General features: G+C 67.5%; 17 protein-coding genes. 12 read left to right on the forward strand and 5 right to left on the reverse strand.

Annotated elements, in window-relative coordinates:
- The first annotated feature begins 69 nt into the window (after positions 1–69).
- Both YM304_RS00395 and YM304_RS24455 read left to right on the forward strand, forming a co-directional pair.
- Positions 70–327, forward strand: a complete 258-nt coding sequence (locus YM304_RS00395; protein WP_015439643.1) for a hypothetical protein — start codon at positions 70–72, stop codon at positions 325–327.
- A gap of 246 nt (positions 328–573) precedes the next feature.
- Entirely contained in the window at positions 574–711 is a 138-nt protein-coding gene (locus YM304_RS24455; protein ID WP_154723239.1) for a hypothetical protein, read from the forward strand.
- 309 nt (positions 712–1,020) lie between these two features.
- On the opposite strand, the gene YM304_RS00400 is transcribed toward YM304_RS24455, so the two are convergent.
- Positions 1,021–2,208 carry a Fic family protein gene (locus YM304_RS00400; protein WP_015439644.1) on the reverse strand — a complete coding sequence of 396 codons (1,188 nt, stop codon included), beginning with the start codon at positions 2,206–2,208 and terminating at the stop codon, positions 1,021–1,023.
- A gap of 148 nt (positions 2,209–2,356) precedes the next feature.
- Positions 2,357–3,109: an enoyl-CoA hydratase/isomerase family protein gene (locus YM304_RS00405; RefSeq protein WP_015439645.1), complete on the reverse strand. Its 753-nt coding sequence runs from the start codon at positions 3,107–3,109 to the stop codon at positions 2,357–2,359.
- Between the two features lie 73 nt (positions 3,110–3,182).
- On the opposite strand from YM304_RS00405, the gene YM304_RS00410 reads away from it, so the two are divergent.
- The 6 genes from YM304_RS00410 to YM304_RS00435 all read left to right on the forward strand — a co-directional run bounded on the left by YM304_RS00410 (position 3,183) and on the right by YM304_RS00435 (position 9,207).
- Positions 3,183–4,193, forward strand: coding sequence for an LLM class flavin-dependent oxidoreductase (locus tag YM304_RS00410; protein ID WP_015439646.1), 1,011 nt, complete (start codon positions 3,183–3,185; stop codon positions 4,191–4,193).
- A gap of 131 nt (positions 4,194–4,324) precedes the next feature.
- Positions 4,325–4,882: a hypothetical protein gene (locus tag YM304_RS00415; protein WP_015439647.1), complete on the forward strand. Its 558-nt coding sequence runs from the start codon at positions 4,325–4,327 to the stop codon at positions 4,880–4,882.
- An 86-nt stretch (positions 4,883–4,968) separates the two neighbouring features.
- Positions 4,969–5,634, forward strand: a complete 666-nt coding sequence (locus tag YM304_RS00420; protein ID WP_015439648.1) for an alpha/beta fold hydrolase — start codon at positions 4,969–4,971, stop codon at positions 5,632–5,634.
- A 281-nt stretch (positions 5,635–5,915) separates the two neighbouring features.
- Positions 5,916–6,884, forward strand: coding sequence for a carbon-nitrogen hydrolase family protein (locus tag YM304_RS00425; RefSeq protein ID WP_015439649.1), 969 nt, complete (start codon positions 5,916–5,918; stop codon positions 6,882–6,884).
- Between the two features lie 346 nt (positions 6,885–7,230).
- Positions 7,231–8,610, forward strand: a complete 1,380-nt coding sequence (locus tag YM304_RS00430) for a carotenoid oxygenase family protein (protein ID WP_015439650.1) — start codon at positions 7,231–7,233, stop codon at positions 8,608–8,610.
- A gap of 24 nt (positions 8,611–8,634) precedes the next feature.
- Positions 8,635–9,207, forward strand: coding sequence for a TetR/AcrR family transcriptional regulator (locus YM304_RS00435; protein ID WP_015439651.1), 573 nt, complete (start codon positions 8,635–8,637; stop codon positions 9,205–9,207).
- An 8-nt stretch (positions 9,208–9,215) separates the two neighbouring features.
- On the opposite strand, the gene YM304_RS00440 is transcribed toward YM304_RS00435, so the two are convergent.
- Positions 9,216–9,755 (reverse strand): copper resistance CopC family protein, encoded by a 540-nt coding sequence (locus YM304_RS00440; protein ID WP_051071241.1) that lies wholly within the window; start codon positions 9,753–9,755, stop codon positions 9,216–9,218.
- 111 nt (positions 9,756–9,866) lie between these two features.
- Between YM304_RS00440 and YM304_RS00445 the strand changes: the two genes are divergently transcribed.
- From YM304_RS00445 to YM304_RS00460, 4 genes are all read left to right on the forward strand, one after another.
- Complete coding sequence (locus YM304_RS00445; RefSeq protein ID WP_015439653.1) at positions 9,867–10,577, forward strand: response regulator transcription factor; 711 nt, start codon at positions 9,867–9,869, stop codon at positions 10,575–10,577.
- Positions 10,578–10,673: 96 nt separating this feature from the next.
- Positions 10,674–12,068 (forward strand): sensor histidine kinase, encoded by a 1,395-nt coding sequence (locus YM304_RS00450; RefSeq protein WP_154723241.1) that lies wholly within the window; start codon positions 10,674–10,676, stop codon positions 12,066–12,068.
- Between the two features lie 83 nt (positions 12,069–12,151).
- Positions 12,152–12,868, forward strand: a complete 717-nt coding sequence (locus YM304_RS00455; protein ID WP_051071242.1) for an ABC transporter ATP-binding protein — start codon at positions 12,152–12,154, stop codon at positions 12,866–12,868.
- The gene (locus tag YM304_RS00460; protein ID WP_015439656.1) at positions 12,865–13,635 is read left to right on the forward strand and encodes an ABC transporter permease; all 771 of its coding nucleotides are present in this window, start codon (positions 12,865–12,867) and stop codon (positions 13,633–13,635) included. The genes YM304_RS00455 and YM304_RS00460 overlap by 4 nt, the downstream gene beginning before the upstream one ends.
- Positions 13,636–13,675: 40 nt before the next feature.
- Here YM304_RS00460 and YM304_RS00465 read toward each other — a convergent pair whose 3' ends face one another.
- Together YM304_RS00465 and YM304_RS00470 are read right to left on the reverse strand one after the other, a co-directional pair.
- A complete protein-coding gene (locus tag YM304_RS00465; protein ID WP_015439657.1) occupies positions 13,676–15,370 on the reverse strand; it encodes an N-acyl-D-amino-acid deacylase family protein in 1,695 nt (564 codons plus the stop codon).
- A 77-nt stretch (positions 15,371–15,447) separates the two neighbouring features.
- On the reverse strand, positions 15,448–16,296 hold the full coding sequence (locus tag YM304_RS00470; RefSeq protein ID WP_015439658.1) for a crotonase/enoyl-CoA hydratase family protein: 849 nt from the start codon (positions 16,294–16,296) through the stop codon (positions 15,448–15,450).
- Between the last annotated feature and the right edge of the window lie 101 nt (positions 16,297–16,397).

Consider the following 16,397-nt stretch of genomic DNA (forward strand, 5'->3'; position numbering starts at 1 on the left):
ATTCGTTCGGTTCGGTGTGAGACTGGAACCCCCGCCGAGTTCGGCGGGGGTGATGAGAGGAGCCGCCTGATGGCGACGAAGAAGCAACCGGTGTCCAAGTGGTTCGATGGGACCACCCCGCTCGAAGAGCTGTCCGACACGGAGCAGTTGGCCCATCAGATCGCGCTCGAGCGCGGTGACTTGGGCTCGTCGATCGCTCGCATCATGGATGCCGAGATCGGCGACGAGGCGATCCTCACGGCGCTCACCTCGTTCCACGAGTCGCTGAGCAACCCCGGCGACGAGAACCGCGACCCCCGCGTCGCGATCGCCAACGCCAGCGCCTGACCCGCGCAACCGGCACAACCGAACTCCCGTAGTCCAGTCAACGGTGCCGGTCACCGTCGACTCGCCAACCCCCGGCCCCCGCTCATCGCACCGAAGTGGCCGGGCCGCTTGTTTCTTTTCGTCCCGGTCCAAGGGAAACAAGCGGATGTTTCTTTTCGTCCCGGTCCAAGGGAAACAAGCGGAGCTCTGCGCCGTGCGTCCCGCGGCTCGGTGCCACGCGTCGGTCGGTGACTTGGAGCCCGAACGGTGCTCCCGGAGGCGGCCGAGCACACCGTGCGACGCTCCTGGATGACGCCGGCGCTCGACGCGCGGATCTCGTTGACCTCGGCGCCGATCGGGAGCACGACGCACACCGCCGGTGAGCCCGACGAAGACGTGTCGTGACGCCGGCGCCGTGAGCGCCAGCGATCAAGCCTGGCTGTCGGGCGATCGTGCGTGTGTGGCAGTGAGTGTGCGGTGAGCCCGACAAGAGCATGCTGGCGGGCCGGCGCCGTGAGCGCCAGCGATCAAGCCTGGCTGTCGGGCGATCGTGCGTGGTTGGTAGTGAGTGTGCGGTGAGCCCGACAAGAGCATGACGGTGAGCCCGACGAAGACGTGTCGTGACGCCGGCGCCGTGAGCGCCAGCGATCAAGCCTGGCTGTCGGGCGATCGTGCGTGGTTGGTAGTGAGCCTGCGGTGAGTCCGACAAGAGTACTAATGCCGGCCGAAGGGGTTGATGCTGCGGCCGGTGAAGTCGTTGAGGACGGTGATGATCTGGTTGACGACCCAGCGGGGTTGGCCGTCGGGTGAGTCGTCGATGGGGTCGAGCACTTTGAGGCGTTGGAGTTGTTTGACGGCGTCGAGCGTGGCTTTGGGGCTGGCGTCGATCGATTCGGCCATCGGCCCGACTTCGACGACGGGGTGGGCGAGGAGTGCTTTGGTCACGCGGTGGACGGCGGAGTCGCGTCGTGTGCCGCTGAGCAGTTTGTTCCAGCGGTCGGTCATTTCGAGGACGTCGTCGAAGAGTGAGCTGGTGCTCTGGAGTGCGGCGAAGGTGGCGTCGGCGCCGAGTTCGACGATGGGTGCGAAGTCGCCGAATCGGTATTCGGTGAGGGCCTGGATGTAGCGGTGTTTCTGCGAGACGATGCCGGCGGAGATGGGGAGTGTGGCGGCTTTGGTGAGGCCGTCGCGTCGGAGCATCGCGTGGATGAGGGCGCGTCCGACGCGGCCGTTGCCGTCGGGGAACGGGTGGATGTTCTCGAACTGGGCGTGCATGACCATCGCTTGGATGAACACGGGCATGTCGGTGCGGTTGATGAACTCGCAGAGGTCGTCCATCGCGTCGGGGATGCGTTTGGCGGCGGGCGGCACGAAGGTGGCTTCGGGTGGACCGCCGGAGAAGCTGCCGATCCAGACGGGGTCGGTGCGCCAGCGTCCGGCGAGGATCGGATGGGTGCTCGACAGCAGTGCCCGGTGAATGTCGAGGATGGTGTCGGGGGTGATCTCTTCGGAGAGCACGATGGCGGCCATGGTCGCGTCGACGTTGCCGATGACGTCGGCGACGGAGCGTCCGCGTTCGTCGCCGGTCTCGGCGAGGAGGAGGTCGGGGACGGGGGCGGCGACGTTCTCGATCTTCGAGGAGGCCGATGATTCGATGCGGACGAGGAGTGCTTCGAGTGGCGCGAGTGTGTCGCCGACGCGCACGTCGAACGCGGCGATGGCGGTGCGGACGTCTTCGGAGAGCAGCGCGGTCTCGGACGGGATCATCATGATCTCGTCGGCGATCGGCGGGACGATCGCCGATTGGTAGGTGCGTTGGGCGGTGGAGCGGCGTTGGTCGCCGCCTTCTTCGATGAGCCAGACGAGTTTTTCGAAGGTCACCGGCGGCCACAGCGTGCTCATCGCCCTCTCCGCACATCTCGCATGGCCCCGAGTATGGCGTACCGGATGCCTCGCGCATGGTGACGAAACGAGACCGACACGGGAGATTCTCGGTGGGGACGTCGTCGGGCTGCGCCGGCGGGTGACGGGGGTGATGAAGGCACCGGCGTCAGCGGAAGTCGGCGAGGCGTGCGGCGGTGTCGCTGTCGTCGAACGGGTAGTCGGTGCCGTACTCGCGGGTGAGGCCGGCGTCGAGCGGCAGTCGTTCGCGGTAGAGGTCTTTGTAGGCGCCGAAGGCGTCGGAGCTGTTGGCGAGGAGTTCGTCGAGCAGCGTGGCGAGTGCGTCGGCGAAGGTGTCGCGTGGGGCGGAGCGTGCGGCGAGGCCGATCTCGACGGCTTCTCGGCCGCCGATCGTGCGCGCGGTGTAGGAGAGTTCGCGTGCTCGGGTGATGCCGACGGCGTCGGGCAGGCGTTGCGTCATTCCCCACGTGGGGCGGATGCCGAACTTGGCGTGGGTGTCGGCGATCTTGGCCTCGTCGGCGACGAGCATGATGTCGCAGGCGAGCGCGATCTCGAGTGCGCCGGTGAAGCAGAAGCCGTTGACGGCGGCGACGACGGGTTTGGGCATCGACGACAGGGTCGCGGTGAGCGCGCGGGCCGGCACGTCGAGGATGTCGCCGACCTTGCCGTTGCTGAGCTGGCGTTCGCCGAGTGCTTTGAGGTCGACGCCGGCGCTGAAGGCTCGGCCGCGCCCGGTGACGACGACGGCGCGAACTGCCACGTCGGTCGCCACGCGGTCGGCGGCGTCGTTGAGTTCGCCGAGCATCGTGGGGGTGATCGCGTTGAGTGCGTCGGGACGATCGAACGCGATCGTCGCGACCGGTCCGTCGATGTCGAGTTCGATCTCGGAGAAGTCAGCCATGTGCGAAGTCATAGCCGTCGGAGCCCGTTCTGGTGAGATCGAAGTCCGGGGGTCACGCTCGTACGCTGAGTGCATGAGTGATCGTGTGCCGTTGTCGGTCTTGGATCTCGCGCCGGTGCCCGCCGGGGTCGACGCGGGCGAGGCGTTGCGCAACTCGATGGAGCTCGCGCAGCATGCCGAACGCCTCGGCTACACGCGTCATTGGGTCGCCGAGCATCACAACTTCCCGGGCATCGCATCGTCGTCGCCGGCGGTGCTGATCGCGCATCTCGCGATGGCGACGTCGACCATTCGTGTCGGTGCCGGTGGCGTGATGTTGCCCAACCATGCGTCGCTCACGATCGCCGAGCAGTTCGGCATGCTCGAAGCGCTGCACCCTGGCCGTGTCGATCTCGGTCTGGGCCGTGCGCCGGGTACCGATCAGGTCACGGCGGCGGCGTTGCGTCGCGGTCCGACGCAGGCCGAGGACGGTTTCCCGAAGCAGCTCGGAGAGTTGCTCTCGTACTTCGACGGTTCGCACCCGCGCATCACGGCCGTCCCGGCGCAGGGGCACCGTCCGGCGCTGTGGATGCTCGGGTCGAGCGACTACAGCGCTGCGGTCGCCGGCCATCTCGGTGTGCCGTTCTCGTTCGCGCATCACTTCGCGTCGGGGAACACGGCGGCTGCGCTCGCTGCGTATCGCGATGCCTTCCGGCCGTCGCAGTGGCTCGAGCAGCCGTACGCGATGATCGGCGTACCCGTGGTGTGTGCCGACACCACCGAGCATGCCGAGTTCCTCGTCGGTCCGAGCGCGCTGTCGTTCACCCGGCTTCGCCAGGGTCGTCCGATCCAGCTGGTCACTCCCGAGGAGGTCGCCGACTACGAGTGGTCGCCGATGGAGCAGGAGCTGCTGAAGTCGTGGCGCGGCCCGCAGGTGATCGGCGACCCGACGTCGGTGCGCGGCCAACTCGACGATCTCGTCGAACGGTTCCAGGTGCAAGAACTGATGATCACGACGATGACGCACAGCCACGACGACCGGATGAAGAGCTACGAGCTCGTCGCCAACGCGTGGCAGTCGGCCGACGTGTTCGCCGACGCCTGACCGCCTGACCGCCTGACCGCCTGACCGGTCCGACCGGCCCGGCGTTCAGCTCCGCCGCACGTGACACATCGCGCCCGGCGAAAGACCTGGCGCGCGGCTGCTGCCTGTCGGATCGTCGGTACCGTTCACGCATGGACACGCTCGAGCTCCCGATCATCGACGGCGACACGGCGCCCGTCGAGGCGGCACCTTCCGGCTGGGGCCCACGTGCGCGTCCACCGGTGGCATCTCGACTCTTCGTCGGGCTGCTCGGTTTCGGGGCGATCCTGTCGACGGTGGCCCTGTTGCTGTCGGATCGAGCCCCGGGCGCGCTCAGCTCGATGTTCGGTGACCGGGCGCGTCGGCTCTGGGAACGGATCGACGCGAGCGAACGGGTCGATCTTCCGCCCGACAGCGAACTCCCGGCCACCGACTTCCTGGTGCACATGTCGATCTGGATCGTGGTGACCGTGCTCGTGGGTCTGGCGATCTGGAGTTGGCGCGGTCTCGCGCTCGCTGCGATCACCCTCGCGGTCGCGAGCGTCGCGCTCGAACTCGCGCAGGGCCGGTATGCCGACACTCGCGTGGTCGAAGCGCGCGATGCCGTTGCGAACCTCCTGGGCATCGGTGTCGGCCTCGCCGTGGTCGTGGGTTGCTACCTGGCATGGTCGGCGGTGGCGTCGATCGTGCGCGGTCTTCGCAACCGCTGAGCGGACCCCGTCCAGCCGACTCCCCCGATCGTTCGCGACGCGGCGAACTCATCGACGAGCGGGTTGCGGGGCTACGGTCGCTGGCGATGCGACTCAACACCGTTCGTCAAGGGTCGGGGCAACCGATCGTGTTCATCCACGGCATGGGAACCGGTGCCTCGTCGTGGAAGAACGTCGCCGACCTGCTCGCCGATCGGTACGAGACGATCGCGATCGACCTGCTCGGTCACGGCGACTCGCCGGTGCTCGACGACCCCTCGGAGTACACCCGCGACAAGGCGCTCGACGACATCGACGACGTGCTGGCCACGCTCGACTCACCGGCGATCCTCGTCGGCCATTCGCTCGGCGGCTATCTCGCGTTGGCGCACATCGCCACCCGTCCCGGCGTCGCTCGGGGTGCGGTCGTGCTCAACACCGGTCCAGGGTTCCGCGATCCGGAGAAGCGCGAAGGCTGGAACGCTCGGTCGCGGAAGAACGCGCACCGCTTCGGCGTGCCCGAGCAAGTGGCCAACCTGAACCTCCAGGAGGACTCGGTCGTGATGGATCGCGTCGCCGACATCGACACGCCGGTCCTGGTGTTGGCCGGTGGAGACGACCGTCCCGAGTATCAGGGCTCCGGCCAGTACCTCGAGCGCAAGATGCCCAACGCTCGCCTCGTCGTGCTCGACGGCGGCGCGCACTCGATGCACGAAGACACCCACGCCCGAGACGTCGCCGACATCATCGCCGACTTCGAAGCCACCCTCTGACCCCCCAGCCAGCCCCCCCGCATCCCCGACCCCCCGCGTCCCCGACCCCATCGGGTTTCGCCCCACGCGAGGTTTTGCCCCTCAGATCCGTCATCGGTGACGTCTTGCCGGGGCAAAACCACGGCCAGCAGGTTTCACCCCGGTGATCCGTCATCGGTGACGGATTCCCGGGGCAAAACGAGCGAGCGCGCCGGGTTTCGCCCCTGGGATCGGTCATGGATGACGGATCTGAGGGGCGAAACGGGGTGAAGCGGCCAGAGCCGGCGGGGTAGGTTCCGGCGATGAAGGTCGTGAAGGTTGCGTCTGCCCAACTCGCGTCGGTGTTCATGAACCGGGAGGCGTCGTTGGCCAAAGTGCTCGACGCGATGTCGGAAGCCGCAGCGAACGGGGCGACGTTGATGGCGTTCCCCGAGACGTTCGTGCCGGGATATCCCTCGTGGGCCGACTTCAGCGACGCATCGACCTTCGACGACCCGGCGCAGAAGGCGGCGTACGCGATCTACCTCGACAACGCGGTCGACATCGCCCGCGGTGACCTCGACGACGTGGTCGCTCTGGCAGCCGAACTGGGCATGTTCGTCTACCTCGGCATCGCCGAACGCTCGTCGAGCGGCCACTCGATCTACTGCACGCTCGTCGCGATCGATCCGGTCGGCGGCATCGTCAGCGCGCATCGCAAACTGAAGCCGACCTACGGCGAGCGCCTGATGTGGGCCGACGGCGACGGCAACGGCCTGGTCGTACACGAGGCCGACATCGCGTCCGACCCCGCATCCGGCGGCAACCACGGTGTGAAGGTGAGCGGCCTCAACTGCTGGGAGAACTGGATGCCGCTCGCCCGCACCGCCATGTACGCGCAGGGCACCGAAGTGCACATCGCCACCTGGCCCGGGTCGCCGGGCACGTCGCACGACATCAGCCGGTTCGTCGCGCGTGAAGGCCGCGTCTTCGTCGTCAGTTCCGGTGCCGTGCTCGGCAAGCAGCACGTCCCCGCCGACTTCCCCGTCCTCGACCAGATGCTGGAGATCGCCGACACGTGGGCCAGCGGCGGCTCGATCATCGTGAGTCCGGACGGCGAGACGCTCGCCGCGGGAGAGCCACACGAGGAATGCATCATCTACGCCGACCTCGATCTCGCGCTCGTCCGCGGCGAACACCAGAACTTCGACCCGGTGGGGCACTACAGCCGACCCGACGTGCTGCAACTGACCGTCGATCGCACCCGGCGCGAACCCGCGACGTTCATCTGACCCCGGCTCGACCACCCGCCGATCCCGCGATCGACACCGGCTTTTACCCCGCCGATCCGTCATACATGACGGATCGGCGGGGCAAAACGAGACCTGGCCGGCTTTGCCCCTGGGATCCGTCATCGATGAACGATTGGAGGGGCAAAACCGCAGGGGGTGGCTCGACGCTCGTTCGGATCGCGGATCGTTCGGATCGCAGGTCGTTCGCCGCGACCGGCGAGGGACATCATCGAGAGATGGTCGGGTGCTGAACACTGTTCAGTGGACGCGCTAGCATCGGACATGTGACCGCCGGCACGGGCGGTCACGGGGGAATCCGAGTGCGACAGAATTTCGAGGGGACACCATGACCACGATCGACGAACCGACCACCGCTGACCTGCCGTGGCATCTGCGTGAGAACCGGGCGCCGGTCACCGACGAGGTGACGCTCACCGGCCTCGAGGTCACGGGGTCGATCCCGCCCGAGCTCAACGGCCGCTACCTGCGCAACGGGGCCAACCCGCTCACCGGTACCTCCGAACACTGGTTCCTCGGCGATGGCATGATCCACGGCATCGAGCTCAGCAACGGCACGGCCAACTGGTACCGCAACCGTTACGTCCGCACTCCGCTCCACGCCAACCCGGGCGTCGACCGGATGGAACTCGGCTACATCGACCCCGAGACGATCTCGTTCAACTTCGAGATCAGCACGGCGAACACACACGTGATCGGCCACGCCGGCAAGATCCTGGCGCTCGAAGAAGGCGCATTCCCGTACGAGTTGACCCGCGAGCTCGACACCGTCGGCCCGTGCACGTTCGACGGCAAGCTCACCACGCAGATGACCGCTCACCCGAAGACGTGTGGCGAGACCGGCGAGATGCTCTTCTTCGGCTACAGCTCGCTGCCGCCGTACCTCACCTATCACCGCGTCAGCGCGGCGGGTGAGCTGATCCAGTCGACCGAGATCACCGTCAACGGACCGACGATGATGCACGACTTCGTCATCTCGCGGAACCACTCGGTCTTCATGGACCTGCCGGCCATCTTCGACATGGAGTTGGCGATGACCGGCGGCATGCCGATCCGGTGGAGCGACGACTACCCGGCTCGCTTCGGTGTGATGCCGCGGGCGGGTGGCGACGCCGACGTGAAGTGGTTCGACGTCGAGCCCTGCTACGTGTTCCACACGCTCAACGCCTACGACATCGGCGACGAGGTCGTGGTCCACGGTTGCCGTCTCAACGAGATCTGGCGCGACGGCGCCGAAGTCGGCGACCCCGACTCCATCTCCGACGACGAAGCGCCGCGCATGTGGGAGTGGCGGTTCAACATGGTGACCGGCGCCGTCAGTGAGCGCCAACTCGACGACCGCTTCTCGGAGTTCCCACGGGTGCCCGACAGCAAAGTCGGCCTCCAAGGTCGCTACGGCTACACGATGTCGACCACCGACGACAAGACCGCCGGCGAGATCTTCAAGTACGACATGGCCGACGGCGGCAGCCGCACCTCGCACGTGTTCCCGAAGGGCCAGTTCCCCGGCGAGCCGGTCTTCGTTCCGGCCGACGGCGCGACCAACGAAGACGACGGCTACCTCCTCACGTTCGTGCACGACGAGACCACCAACACGTCGCACCTCACGATCCTCGACGCGTCGTCGATCGAGTCCGACCCCGTCGCCCAGGTGCATCTGCCGCGCCGGATCCCGACCGGCTTCCACGGGAGTTGGGTTGCCGACTGAGGCCGTTGGCCGCATGCTGAGGCCATGCCCTCGTCGCGTGACCGCCTGACCCGCGACCGGATCATCGCGGCCGCCCGGCTCGGCATCGAAGCCGCCGGCCACGAGAAACTCTCACTGCGCAAGCTCGCCGCCGACCTCGAGGTGACCGCGCCGGCGTTGTACGACCACGTCGCGTCGAAGGACGAGTTGCTGCGACTCGTCGCCGAACAGGGATACGCCGAGCTCGGCGACGCGTCGGTGCCGACGGCAACGAAACCGATCGATCGCGTGCGCTCGCGCGCCGCGGCCTACGTCACGTTCGCGCAGACCCATCCCGAGGTGTTTCGGGTGATGTTCCTGTATCGACCGGCCGCGGTGGCGATCGAGGCCGACAACGAACTCAACGCAGCGAGCGACGTCTACGACCTCGGCCTCGCCGATCTCGAAGCGGCCATCGCCGACGGCGACCTCGTCGACCGCGATCCGGCCCACCTCGGCCTGGTGATGTGGGCCGCGGTGCACGGCATCGCCACGGTGTCGTTGATCGCTCCACCGGTTGGCGCCGCGGTGGCGACCGACGTGGTCGACGCGATGCTCGCGGGCCTGCGACCCGACTGACGAGAGCGTCAGTCGGCAGCGGATGTGGCGGCTGCAGCGGCGGCCGAGCGACGCCGCAGCGAGCCGATCAGCCGCCAGGCGAGCACGGCGATGACGAGCACGCCGATGCCGACGGCGACCCAGACGATCCAGGGCGTGCCGGACTCCTCCTCGGGGAGGAAGATCAGCTGCGGGCTCGGCGCCGATGCCTCGTAGGTGAAGAGGTAGGCAGCTTCGACGATGTCGGAGTCGAACGACGTGATCGTGTGCCGCACCGCGTACTCGCCTTCTTCGCTCAGCGGTTCGTCGAGCGTGATGAGTCCCTGGATGTCGGACAGCATCTCGGTGCTCACCGCGAGCTCGACACCCGATGGTGAGGTGACGGTGGCGTCGAACGTGGTGATGAGATCGCCGTAGTACATCTGGATCTCGGTGATCTCGCCGCCGACGGTGACCCCTGGTCCGGGACTCGCCGCGGCGAGGCCCGAATGAGCGTGGGCCACGGCACCGAAACCGAGCACTGCCGAGAGCGTCGCGAGCAGCGAGATCACGAGATTGCGGTGGCGCACCACAGCATCTTGCCAGCACAATCGGGTCGATCGGCACCGCGACCCGGGCGCCGTCGGGCCGATTTCGAGCTGGCCGTCACACGTCGGCACGAGTTCGGGCAGAATGGTGACATGCCGTCAGACGAAAAATCGTCTCGTTGCGTCCTTGTCGTCGATGACGACAACGGCATTCGCGAGACGCTTCGGATGGCGCTGTCGTACGAGGGATACGAAGTTCGTGTCGCCTCCAACGGCGCCGAAGGTCTCCACGAGATGAACGGTGCCGGGGCGGGCAACATCGACATGGCCATCGTCGACGTGATGATGCCGGAGGTCGACGGTCTCGAGATGTGCCGGTCGCTGCGTCGTCGGCTCGACCCGACACCGATCCTGGTGCTCACGGCGCGGAGCTCGGTGAAGGACCGCGTGGCGGGTCTCGACGCCGGCGCCGACGACTACCTCGTCAAGCCGTTCGATCTCGGCGAACTGCTCGCCCGCGTGCGGGCACTCCTCCGACGAGGCGTCCCGCTGGTCGGGCCGACGCGCATCGAAGCCGGCGATCTGAGTCTCGATCTGATGACCCGCGCAGCGCAGCGCGGCGACCGCCAGATCGAGTTGACGAAGACCGAGTTCTCGCTCCTGCACGCGTTGATGTCGAACCTCGGCGTGGTCCGTACACGCGAAGAGTTGTACGAGGAGATCTGGGGGTTCGACCTGTCGGCGTCGTCGCGCTCGCTCGACGTGTACGTGAGCTACCTTCGCCAGAAGACCGAAGCCAACGGCGAATCCCGCCTGATCGAAACGGTCCGCGGGACCGGGTTCATCATCCGGAATCCCGGCTGATCCGCCGACGTCCTCCGCGGCGACACGAACCATCTTGCGACACGAACCATTCCTGTGACACTCCGAACGCGCGTCGCCATCTTGCTGGCTGTGTTGGTGGCGACTTCGTCGGCCGTCTCGGGACTCCTCTCGTACCGCTTCTCCCGTTCGGAGGCGTTGGCCGCGATCGACGCATCCCTCGAGCTGCGCGCTGACCGGTTCGCCCCGGCGTTCGGCGTCGGAGTCGACGGACCGCCGCCGCCCCCGCCGCCGCCGCTCATCGATGGCGAAACGCCGGTCGAACCGGCTGATCACCTCCCGCCACTTCCGGTCGGCGCGCCGCCACCGGCCGGGCCGCCGGGATCGCCGATCACGCTCGACGACATCGTCGACACCGAGTCGATGTTCGGACTCCTCGACGCCGACGACGGGGTCGTCGTGGCCACCGACGACCGGATCACCGAGCTGCTCGCGGAGTCGCTCGACCGAGGCGAGGTGCGCTGGGAGACGGTGACCCTCGACGGCGCCCGGTACCGCGTGCGAAGCGAGCGGTTCGTCGATGGAACGTCGAGCGTCAGCGCGCTGACGCTGGCGGAGCTGAACATGGCGTTGGCGGGCGTTCGCCGTCGCTTGATCGTGTTGTCCACCGTGGTGACGCTGCTCGCCGCAGTGGTCGGGTTCGTCGCCGCGGGCTTCATCTCGCGGCCGCTCCGTCGGCTGTCGCGAGCGGCCGAGGAGGTCGCCGAGACCGGCGAGCCGTCAGCCGACTTGTCGATCGCCACGAGCGGCGAGATCGGGCAGCTGTCGGCGAGCATCGAGCGCATGCTCGGCGCCCTTCGCGGCGCGCGTGAGCAACAACAACGCCTCATCGTCGACGCGAGTCACGAGTTGCGCACGCCGCTCACGACCATCCGAGCGAACATCGACATGCTGTCGTCCGGACGCCTCGACCCCGCCGACATGGAGACGGCTCGAAACCTGATCCGCAGCGAGATCGACGAGCTGACCAACCTGTCGACCGAACTCTCCGAGCTGGCGTCGGCCGAGCAGTACGTCCTGTCGAAGACTCGACTCGACTTCGTCGACGTCGCCCGTTGCACCGTCGAACGCGAGATCGCCCGGCACGGCCGGGACATCCAGTTCATCGAACCGAGGCGTGCCCCGGTGTTCGTCGACGGCAACCGCGCGGCGCTGGAGCGTGCGATCTCGAACCTGATCGGCAACGCGGTGAAGTTCTCCGAACCCGACGCGCCGATCGTCGTCCGTGTCGAACGTGATCGGATCAGCGTCGTCGACCACGGCCAAGGCATTCCGCCGGGCGACCTCGCGCACATCTTCGAACGGTTCCACCGTGCCGACAACGTCCGCAACTATCCGGGCTCCGGGCTCGGGCTCTCGATCGTGCACGAGACCGTGTTGGCCCATGGCGGCAGAACATTCGCCCGGAACCACCCGCGTGGAGCGACGATCGGGTTCACGTTCAGAGCGCTGCCGACTCCGGCCGATGTGTGACGTCGACGCGGCACCCGGCAGCGCATGCATGCTGCAGCACACCCGAATCCGACATCGACCGCGATGAGCGATACGTTTCGCTCGTGACGTCGCCCGCCATGTTCGAGCTCCGCGACGTCGTGGCCGGACCGGTCGACTCGCCGATCCTGCGCGGCGTGTCGCTGTCGGTGCCCTGCGATGGAATCCTCGCGGTGGCCGGACCATCGGGCTCGGGCAAGTCGACCATGCTGCGGCTGCTGAACCGACTCGACGACCCGCTGTCGGGCGACATCCTCTGGGAGGGGCGCAACGTGCGCGACTGGGATCCCTCCGAGCTTCGCCGTCGAGTGGCGATGATCTTCCAGAAGGCGCCCGTGTTTCCCGGGACCGTCCGAGACAACTTCCTCGTGGCCGACTCCGATCTCACCCCGGAGCGGGCCGAACACGCTCTGCAACACGTCGGGCTCGACGTCGAGCTGCTCGAACGGGCCGCCTCGAACCTCAGCGGCGGCGAAGCGCAGCGGATGTCGATCGCGCGGGCGTTGCTCACGTCGCCGTCGGTGCTGCTCGCCGACGAACCGACGGCGTCGCTCGACCGGGCGTCGCGGCTCACGATCGAAGACCTCGGTCGCGAGATCGCCGACGGCGGCGTGCCGATCGTGTGGATCACGCACGACACCGAACAGTTGCGCCGCATCGCCGATCACGTCGTCGTGCTGATCGACGGGGAGATCGCCGCGTTCGGACACCTCGACGAGCTCGATCGGCACGACGACCCGATCGTCCGGCAACTCGTCGGTGCCGGAGGGTCGGTCGAATGAACCGCGCCGACATCGGGTTCGTCGGTCTCGCCGCGTCGGGCATCCTCATCCTGGTCGCCCTCGCGATCTCGATGTGGCGCCGGCTCGGCCTCGAGCTGAGCTTGCTGTGGGCGTCACTCCGAGCCCTCGTGCAGTTGCTGATCGTCGGCGCCGCACTGCAACTCGTCGTCGGTGACGACGACCCGCTCATCTACTCGGCGATCTGGCTCGTCGCGATGCACCTGTTCGCGGCGTACACGACGTGGCGGCGCGCCCGCGACATCCCGTCGGTGTTCCCGCTGTCGCTCGCGGCGTACTCGGCCTCCGCACTGGTGACGCTCGGCGTGTTGTTCGGATTCCAGGTGTACGAGTTGGAGGGTCGCACGATCGTGCCGCTGGCGGGCATCGTCGTCGGCAACTCGCTGTCGGCGACCGTCCTGGTGTCACGCCGCCTCTTCGATGCTGCCGTCGACCGTCGTGACGAGATCGAAGGACGACTCGCGCTGGGTCTCGGTGCCGACGACGCGTTTCGACCCGTCCTCCGAGAGTCGTTGCGCACGGCGTTGATCCCACAGATCGAGTCGACGAAGGCCGTCGGCATCATCGCCCTGCCCGGCGCGATGGTCGGGTTGATCCTCGCCGGCACCGACCCGGCCGACGCCGTGCGCGTGCAGGTGTCGGTGATGTACCTGGTGCTGGGCAGCGTCGCCACGACGACCGCCGTGATGAGCCTCGGCATCTCGCGCAAGCTGTTCACACCTGCGCAGCAACTGATCCGACGCGACTGACCCGGACGGTTTGTCTCAGAGACAAACCGTCCGGTTGCGGTCAGCGGCCGGAGCGCAGCACGCCGCCGGGACGCACGCCGGTCGCGACGCCGTCGGTGAACGTGATCTGACCCGACTTGATCGTGTGGGTGTAGCCGTCGACATTCTGCAGCAGGCGGCGGCCACCGGCGGGAAGGTCGTGGACCATGTGCGGAGGGTGGAGGTGCAGGTTGTCGATGTCGATCACGTTGACGTCGGCGAGCTTGCCCGCTTCGAGGCGACCGCGATCGGTCATGCCGTACGCGTCGGCGGTGGCAGAGGTCTGGAGCTGCACCGCTCGCTCGACGCTGATCTTCGGTCCCCGGCGACGATCGCGAGCCCAGTGGGTGAGCATGTAGGTGGGGAAGCTGGCGTCGCAGATGAGGCCGCAGTGGGCGCCGCCGTCGCCGGCTCCGGGGATGGTGTTGGGGTGTTCGAGCATCTCGCGGATGGCCTCGTGATCGTGGCCGTGGTAGTTGCCGAGCGGCGAGAACATGAAGCTCTTGCCGTCGTCTTCCAGCAGCCAGTCGATGACGACTTCCTCGGGACGGCGACCCTCTCGCTCGGCGATGCCGGCGGCGCTCGATTCGGCGGTCGGCTCGTAGTCGACCGGGTCGCCGAGGCGGTACATCTGGTGCCACGCGGTGGCCATGTGCCGCACGAACGAGTCGCGGGTGAGCGGCTCTTCGGCGAGGAGCGTCTCGACGAACTCGGGGTCACGGAGCAGGGCCACGCGAGCTTCGAGCGAGTCGTCGCGGTGCGCTCGGTAGCTCGGGTGGGCGATGAACGGGTGGAACGAACTCTGCAGTCCGAACAACATGCCGGTGGGGCGGACGGCGACCTGCGGGATGAGCGGCGCCTTCGCCGCGGTCACGTCGGCGGCGTCGCCGAGAGCGATGCGGAACGCTTCGGGATGTCGCGGCGTCTGCGCCAGCGTGTAGGTGGTGGGGCAACCCATCTCCTTGAGCGAGTCGAGCCAGTCCTCGTCGCCGCCGGTGCCGAGATCGTCCGACACGTACTGGAACAGGCCGTGGCCGGAGTCGCGGACGGCTTCGGCGATGGCGATCACCTCGTCGGGGGTGGAATGCGTGCCCGGAACGAGGCCGTGCTTCGACGTGTGCAGGAAGGTGCGCGACGTGGAGAACCCGAACGCCCCAGCCTCGAGTGCGTCGCGAGTGATCTGGGCCATCTGCGCGATCTCGTCGGGGGTGACGTCGTACTCGTGAGCTCGCTCACCGAGCACATAGGCGCGCACCGCGGCGTGGGGGAGTTGGCCGCCGACGTCGATCGTGCGCGGCATCTCCTCGAGCGCGTCGAGATACTCGCCGTACGTCTCCCAGCGCCAGTCGATGCCTTCGTGGAGCGCGGTGCCCGGGATGTCTTCGACGCCTTCCATCAACTCGATCAGGAAGCCCTCGGCGCCCGGCTTGACCGGAGCGAAGCCGACGCCGCAGTTGCCCATGATGACCGTGGTGACGCCGTGGTGGCTCGACGGCGCGAGTTCGGCGTCCCACGACACCTGGCCGTCGTAGTGCGTGTGCACGTCGACCCAACCGGGCGTGACCAACTGGCCGGCTGCGTCGATCTCGGTGGTGCCCGACTCGGTCACCTCGCCGACGATCGTGATGCGGTCGCCGTCGATGGCGATGTCGGCCGTTCGTTCCGGTGCGCCGGTGCCGTCGACGACGCGACCGTTGCGGATGACGAGATCATGCATGGTGTGAACCCCCTGTGGTTCTCACCAGTGTCGCGTCGATCGGTCGTGCGAGCCGAGTCCAGGTCGGGCCCGGTGCGCTACAGGCCGCGTGATTGGGGATAGAGGTCGGGGAAGTTCGCCGCCCGCTGCTCCAGCTTCGCGGTGAACGCCTCGGCCATGTCGTCGGTGTCGAACATCGACGCGTTCCAGTTGGCGATGTACTCGAGGCCGTCGGCGATCGTGTGCTCCTGGCTGTACTGCATCGACTTCTTGGTGCCCCAGATCGCCATCGGGCTCTTCGACGCGATCTCGGCGGCGATCTCGTGCACGCCCTCGATCATCGAGGCGTGGTCGTCGTACACCTTGTTGACGAACCCGGCGGCGAGCGCTTCGTCGACGCTCCACTTGCGGCCCGTGTACGCGAGTTCGCGCACGATGCCTTCGGGCACGAGGCGCGGCATGCGCTGCAGGGTGCCGACGTCGGCGGTCATGCCGATGTTGATCTCGGCGATCGAGAAGAACGCGGTGGCGTCGGCGTAGCGGAGGTCGGCGGCCGACACCATGTCGATCCCGCCGCCGACGCAGGCGCCCTGGATCGCGCACAGGATCGGCATGCGCGAGCGTTCGAGCGCGTTGAACGAGTCCTGCAACTTCAGCGCGGTCGAACGGAAGCGTTCGCCGCGGCGGCTCGGGTGCTTGCCGTCGCCACCCGATGGTGCGACGTCGGATCCCGACGCGGTGAACACCGACAGGTCCATGCCCGAGCAGAAGTGCTTGCCTTCGCTCGACAAGACCACGGCGCGTACCGAACCCGACGCCGACATCTCGTCGACGATCATCGGCAGTTCGTTCCAGAACTCGGCGATCATCGAATTGGCCTTCTCGGGCCGATTCATCTTGATGTGGCCGACCTTGTCGGTGATCTCGACGTCAAAACACTCGTACATGCCACGACGCTACGCCTCGAAGCGGGTTCGTCCCAATGAGTGAGCGAGCAGACGCACGCGACATCGGTCGCGCGATCACTCGCGGATCGCCACGAGCGTGA

Origin of the sequence: Ilumatobacter coccineus YM16-304, from assembly GCF_000348785.1 — a bacterium.
In the GTDB taxonomy this organism is placed as follows: Bacteria; Actinomycetota; Acidimicrobiia; order Acidimicrobiales; family Ilumatobacteraceae; genus Ilumatobacter_A; species Ilumatobacter_A coccineus.

What these genes read in the sequence shown, in the direction of transcription:
- YM304_RS00395 (WP_015439643.1), top strand. Translation starts at nt 70, where the DNA reads ATGGCGACGAAGAAGCAACCGGTGTCCAAGTGGTTCGATGGGACCACC.
- YM304_RS00400 (WP_015439644.1), bottom strand. Translation starts at nt 2,208, where the DNA reads ATGAGCACGCTGTGGCCGCCGGTGACCTTCGAAAAACTCGTCTGGCTC.
- YM304_RS00405 (WP_015439645.1), bottom strand. Translation starts at nt 3,109, where the DNA reads ATGGCTGACTTCTCCGAGATCGAACTCGACATCGACGGACCGGTCGCG.
- YM304_RS00410 (WP_015439646.1), top strand. Translation starts at nt 3,183, where the DNA reads ATGAGTGATCGTGTGCCGTTGTCGGTCTTGGATCTCGCGCCGGTGCCC.
- YM304_RS00415 (WP_015439647.1), top strand. Translation starts at nt 4,325, where the DNA reads ATGGACACGCTCGAGCTCCCGATCATCGACGGCGACACGGCGCCCGTC.
- YM304_RS00420 (WP_015439648.1), top strand. Translation starts at nt 4,969, where the DNA reads ATGCGACTCAACACCGTTCGTCAAGGGTCGGGGCAACCGATCGTGTTC.
- YM304_RS00425 (WP_015439649.1), top strand. Translation starts at nt 5,916, where the DNA reads ATGAAGGTCGTGAAGGTTGCGTCTGCCCAACTCGCGTCGGTGTTCATG.
- YM304_RS00430 (WP_015439650.1), top strand. Translation starts at nt 7,231, where the DNA reads ATGACCACGATCGACGAACCGACCACCGCTGACCTGCCGTGGCATCTG.
- YM304_RS00435 (WP_015439651.1), top strand. Translation starts at nt 8,635, where the DNA reads ATGCCCTCGTCGCGTGACCGCCTGACCCGCGACCGGATCATCGCGGCC.
- YM304_RS00445 (WP_015439653.1), top strand. Translation starts at nt 9,867, where the DNA reads ATGCCGTCAGACGAAAAATCGTCTCGTTGCGTCCTTGTCGTCGATGAC.
- YM304_RS00460 (WP_015439656.1), top strand. Translation starts at nt 12,865, where the DNA reads ATGAACCGCGCCGACATCGGGTTCGTCGGTCTCGCCGCGTCGGGCATC.
- YM304_RS00465 (WP_015439657.1), bottom strand. Translation starts at nt 15,370, where the DNA reads ATGCATGATCTCGTCATCCGCAACGGTCGCGTCGTCGACGGCACCGGC.
- YM304_RS00470 (WP_015439658.1), bottom strand. Translation starts at nt 16,296, where the DNA reads ATGTACGAGTGTTTTGACGTCGAGATCACCGACAAGGTCGGCCACATC.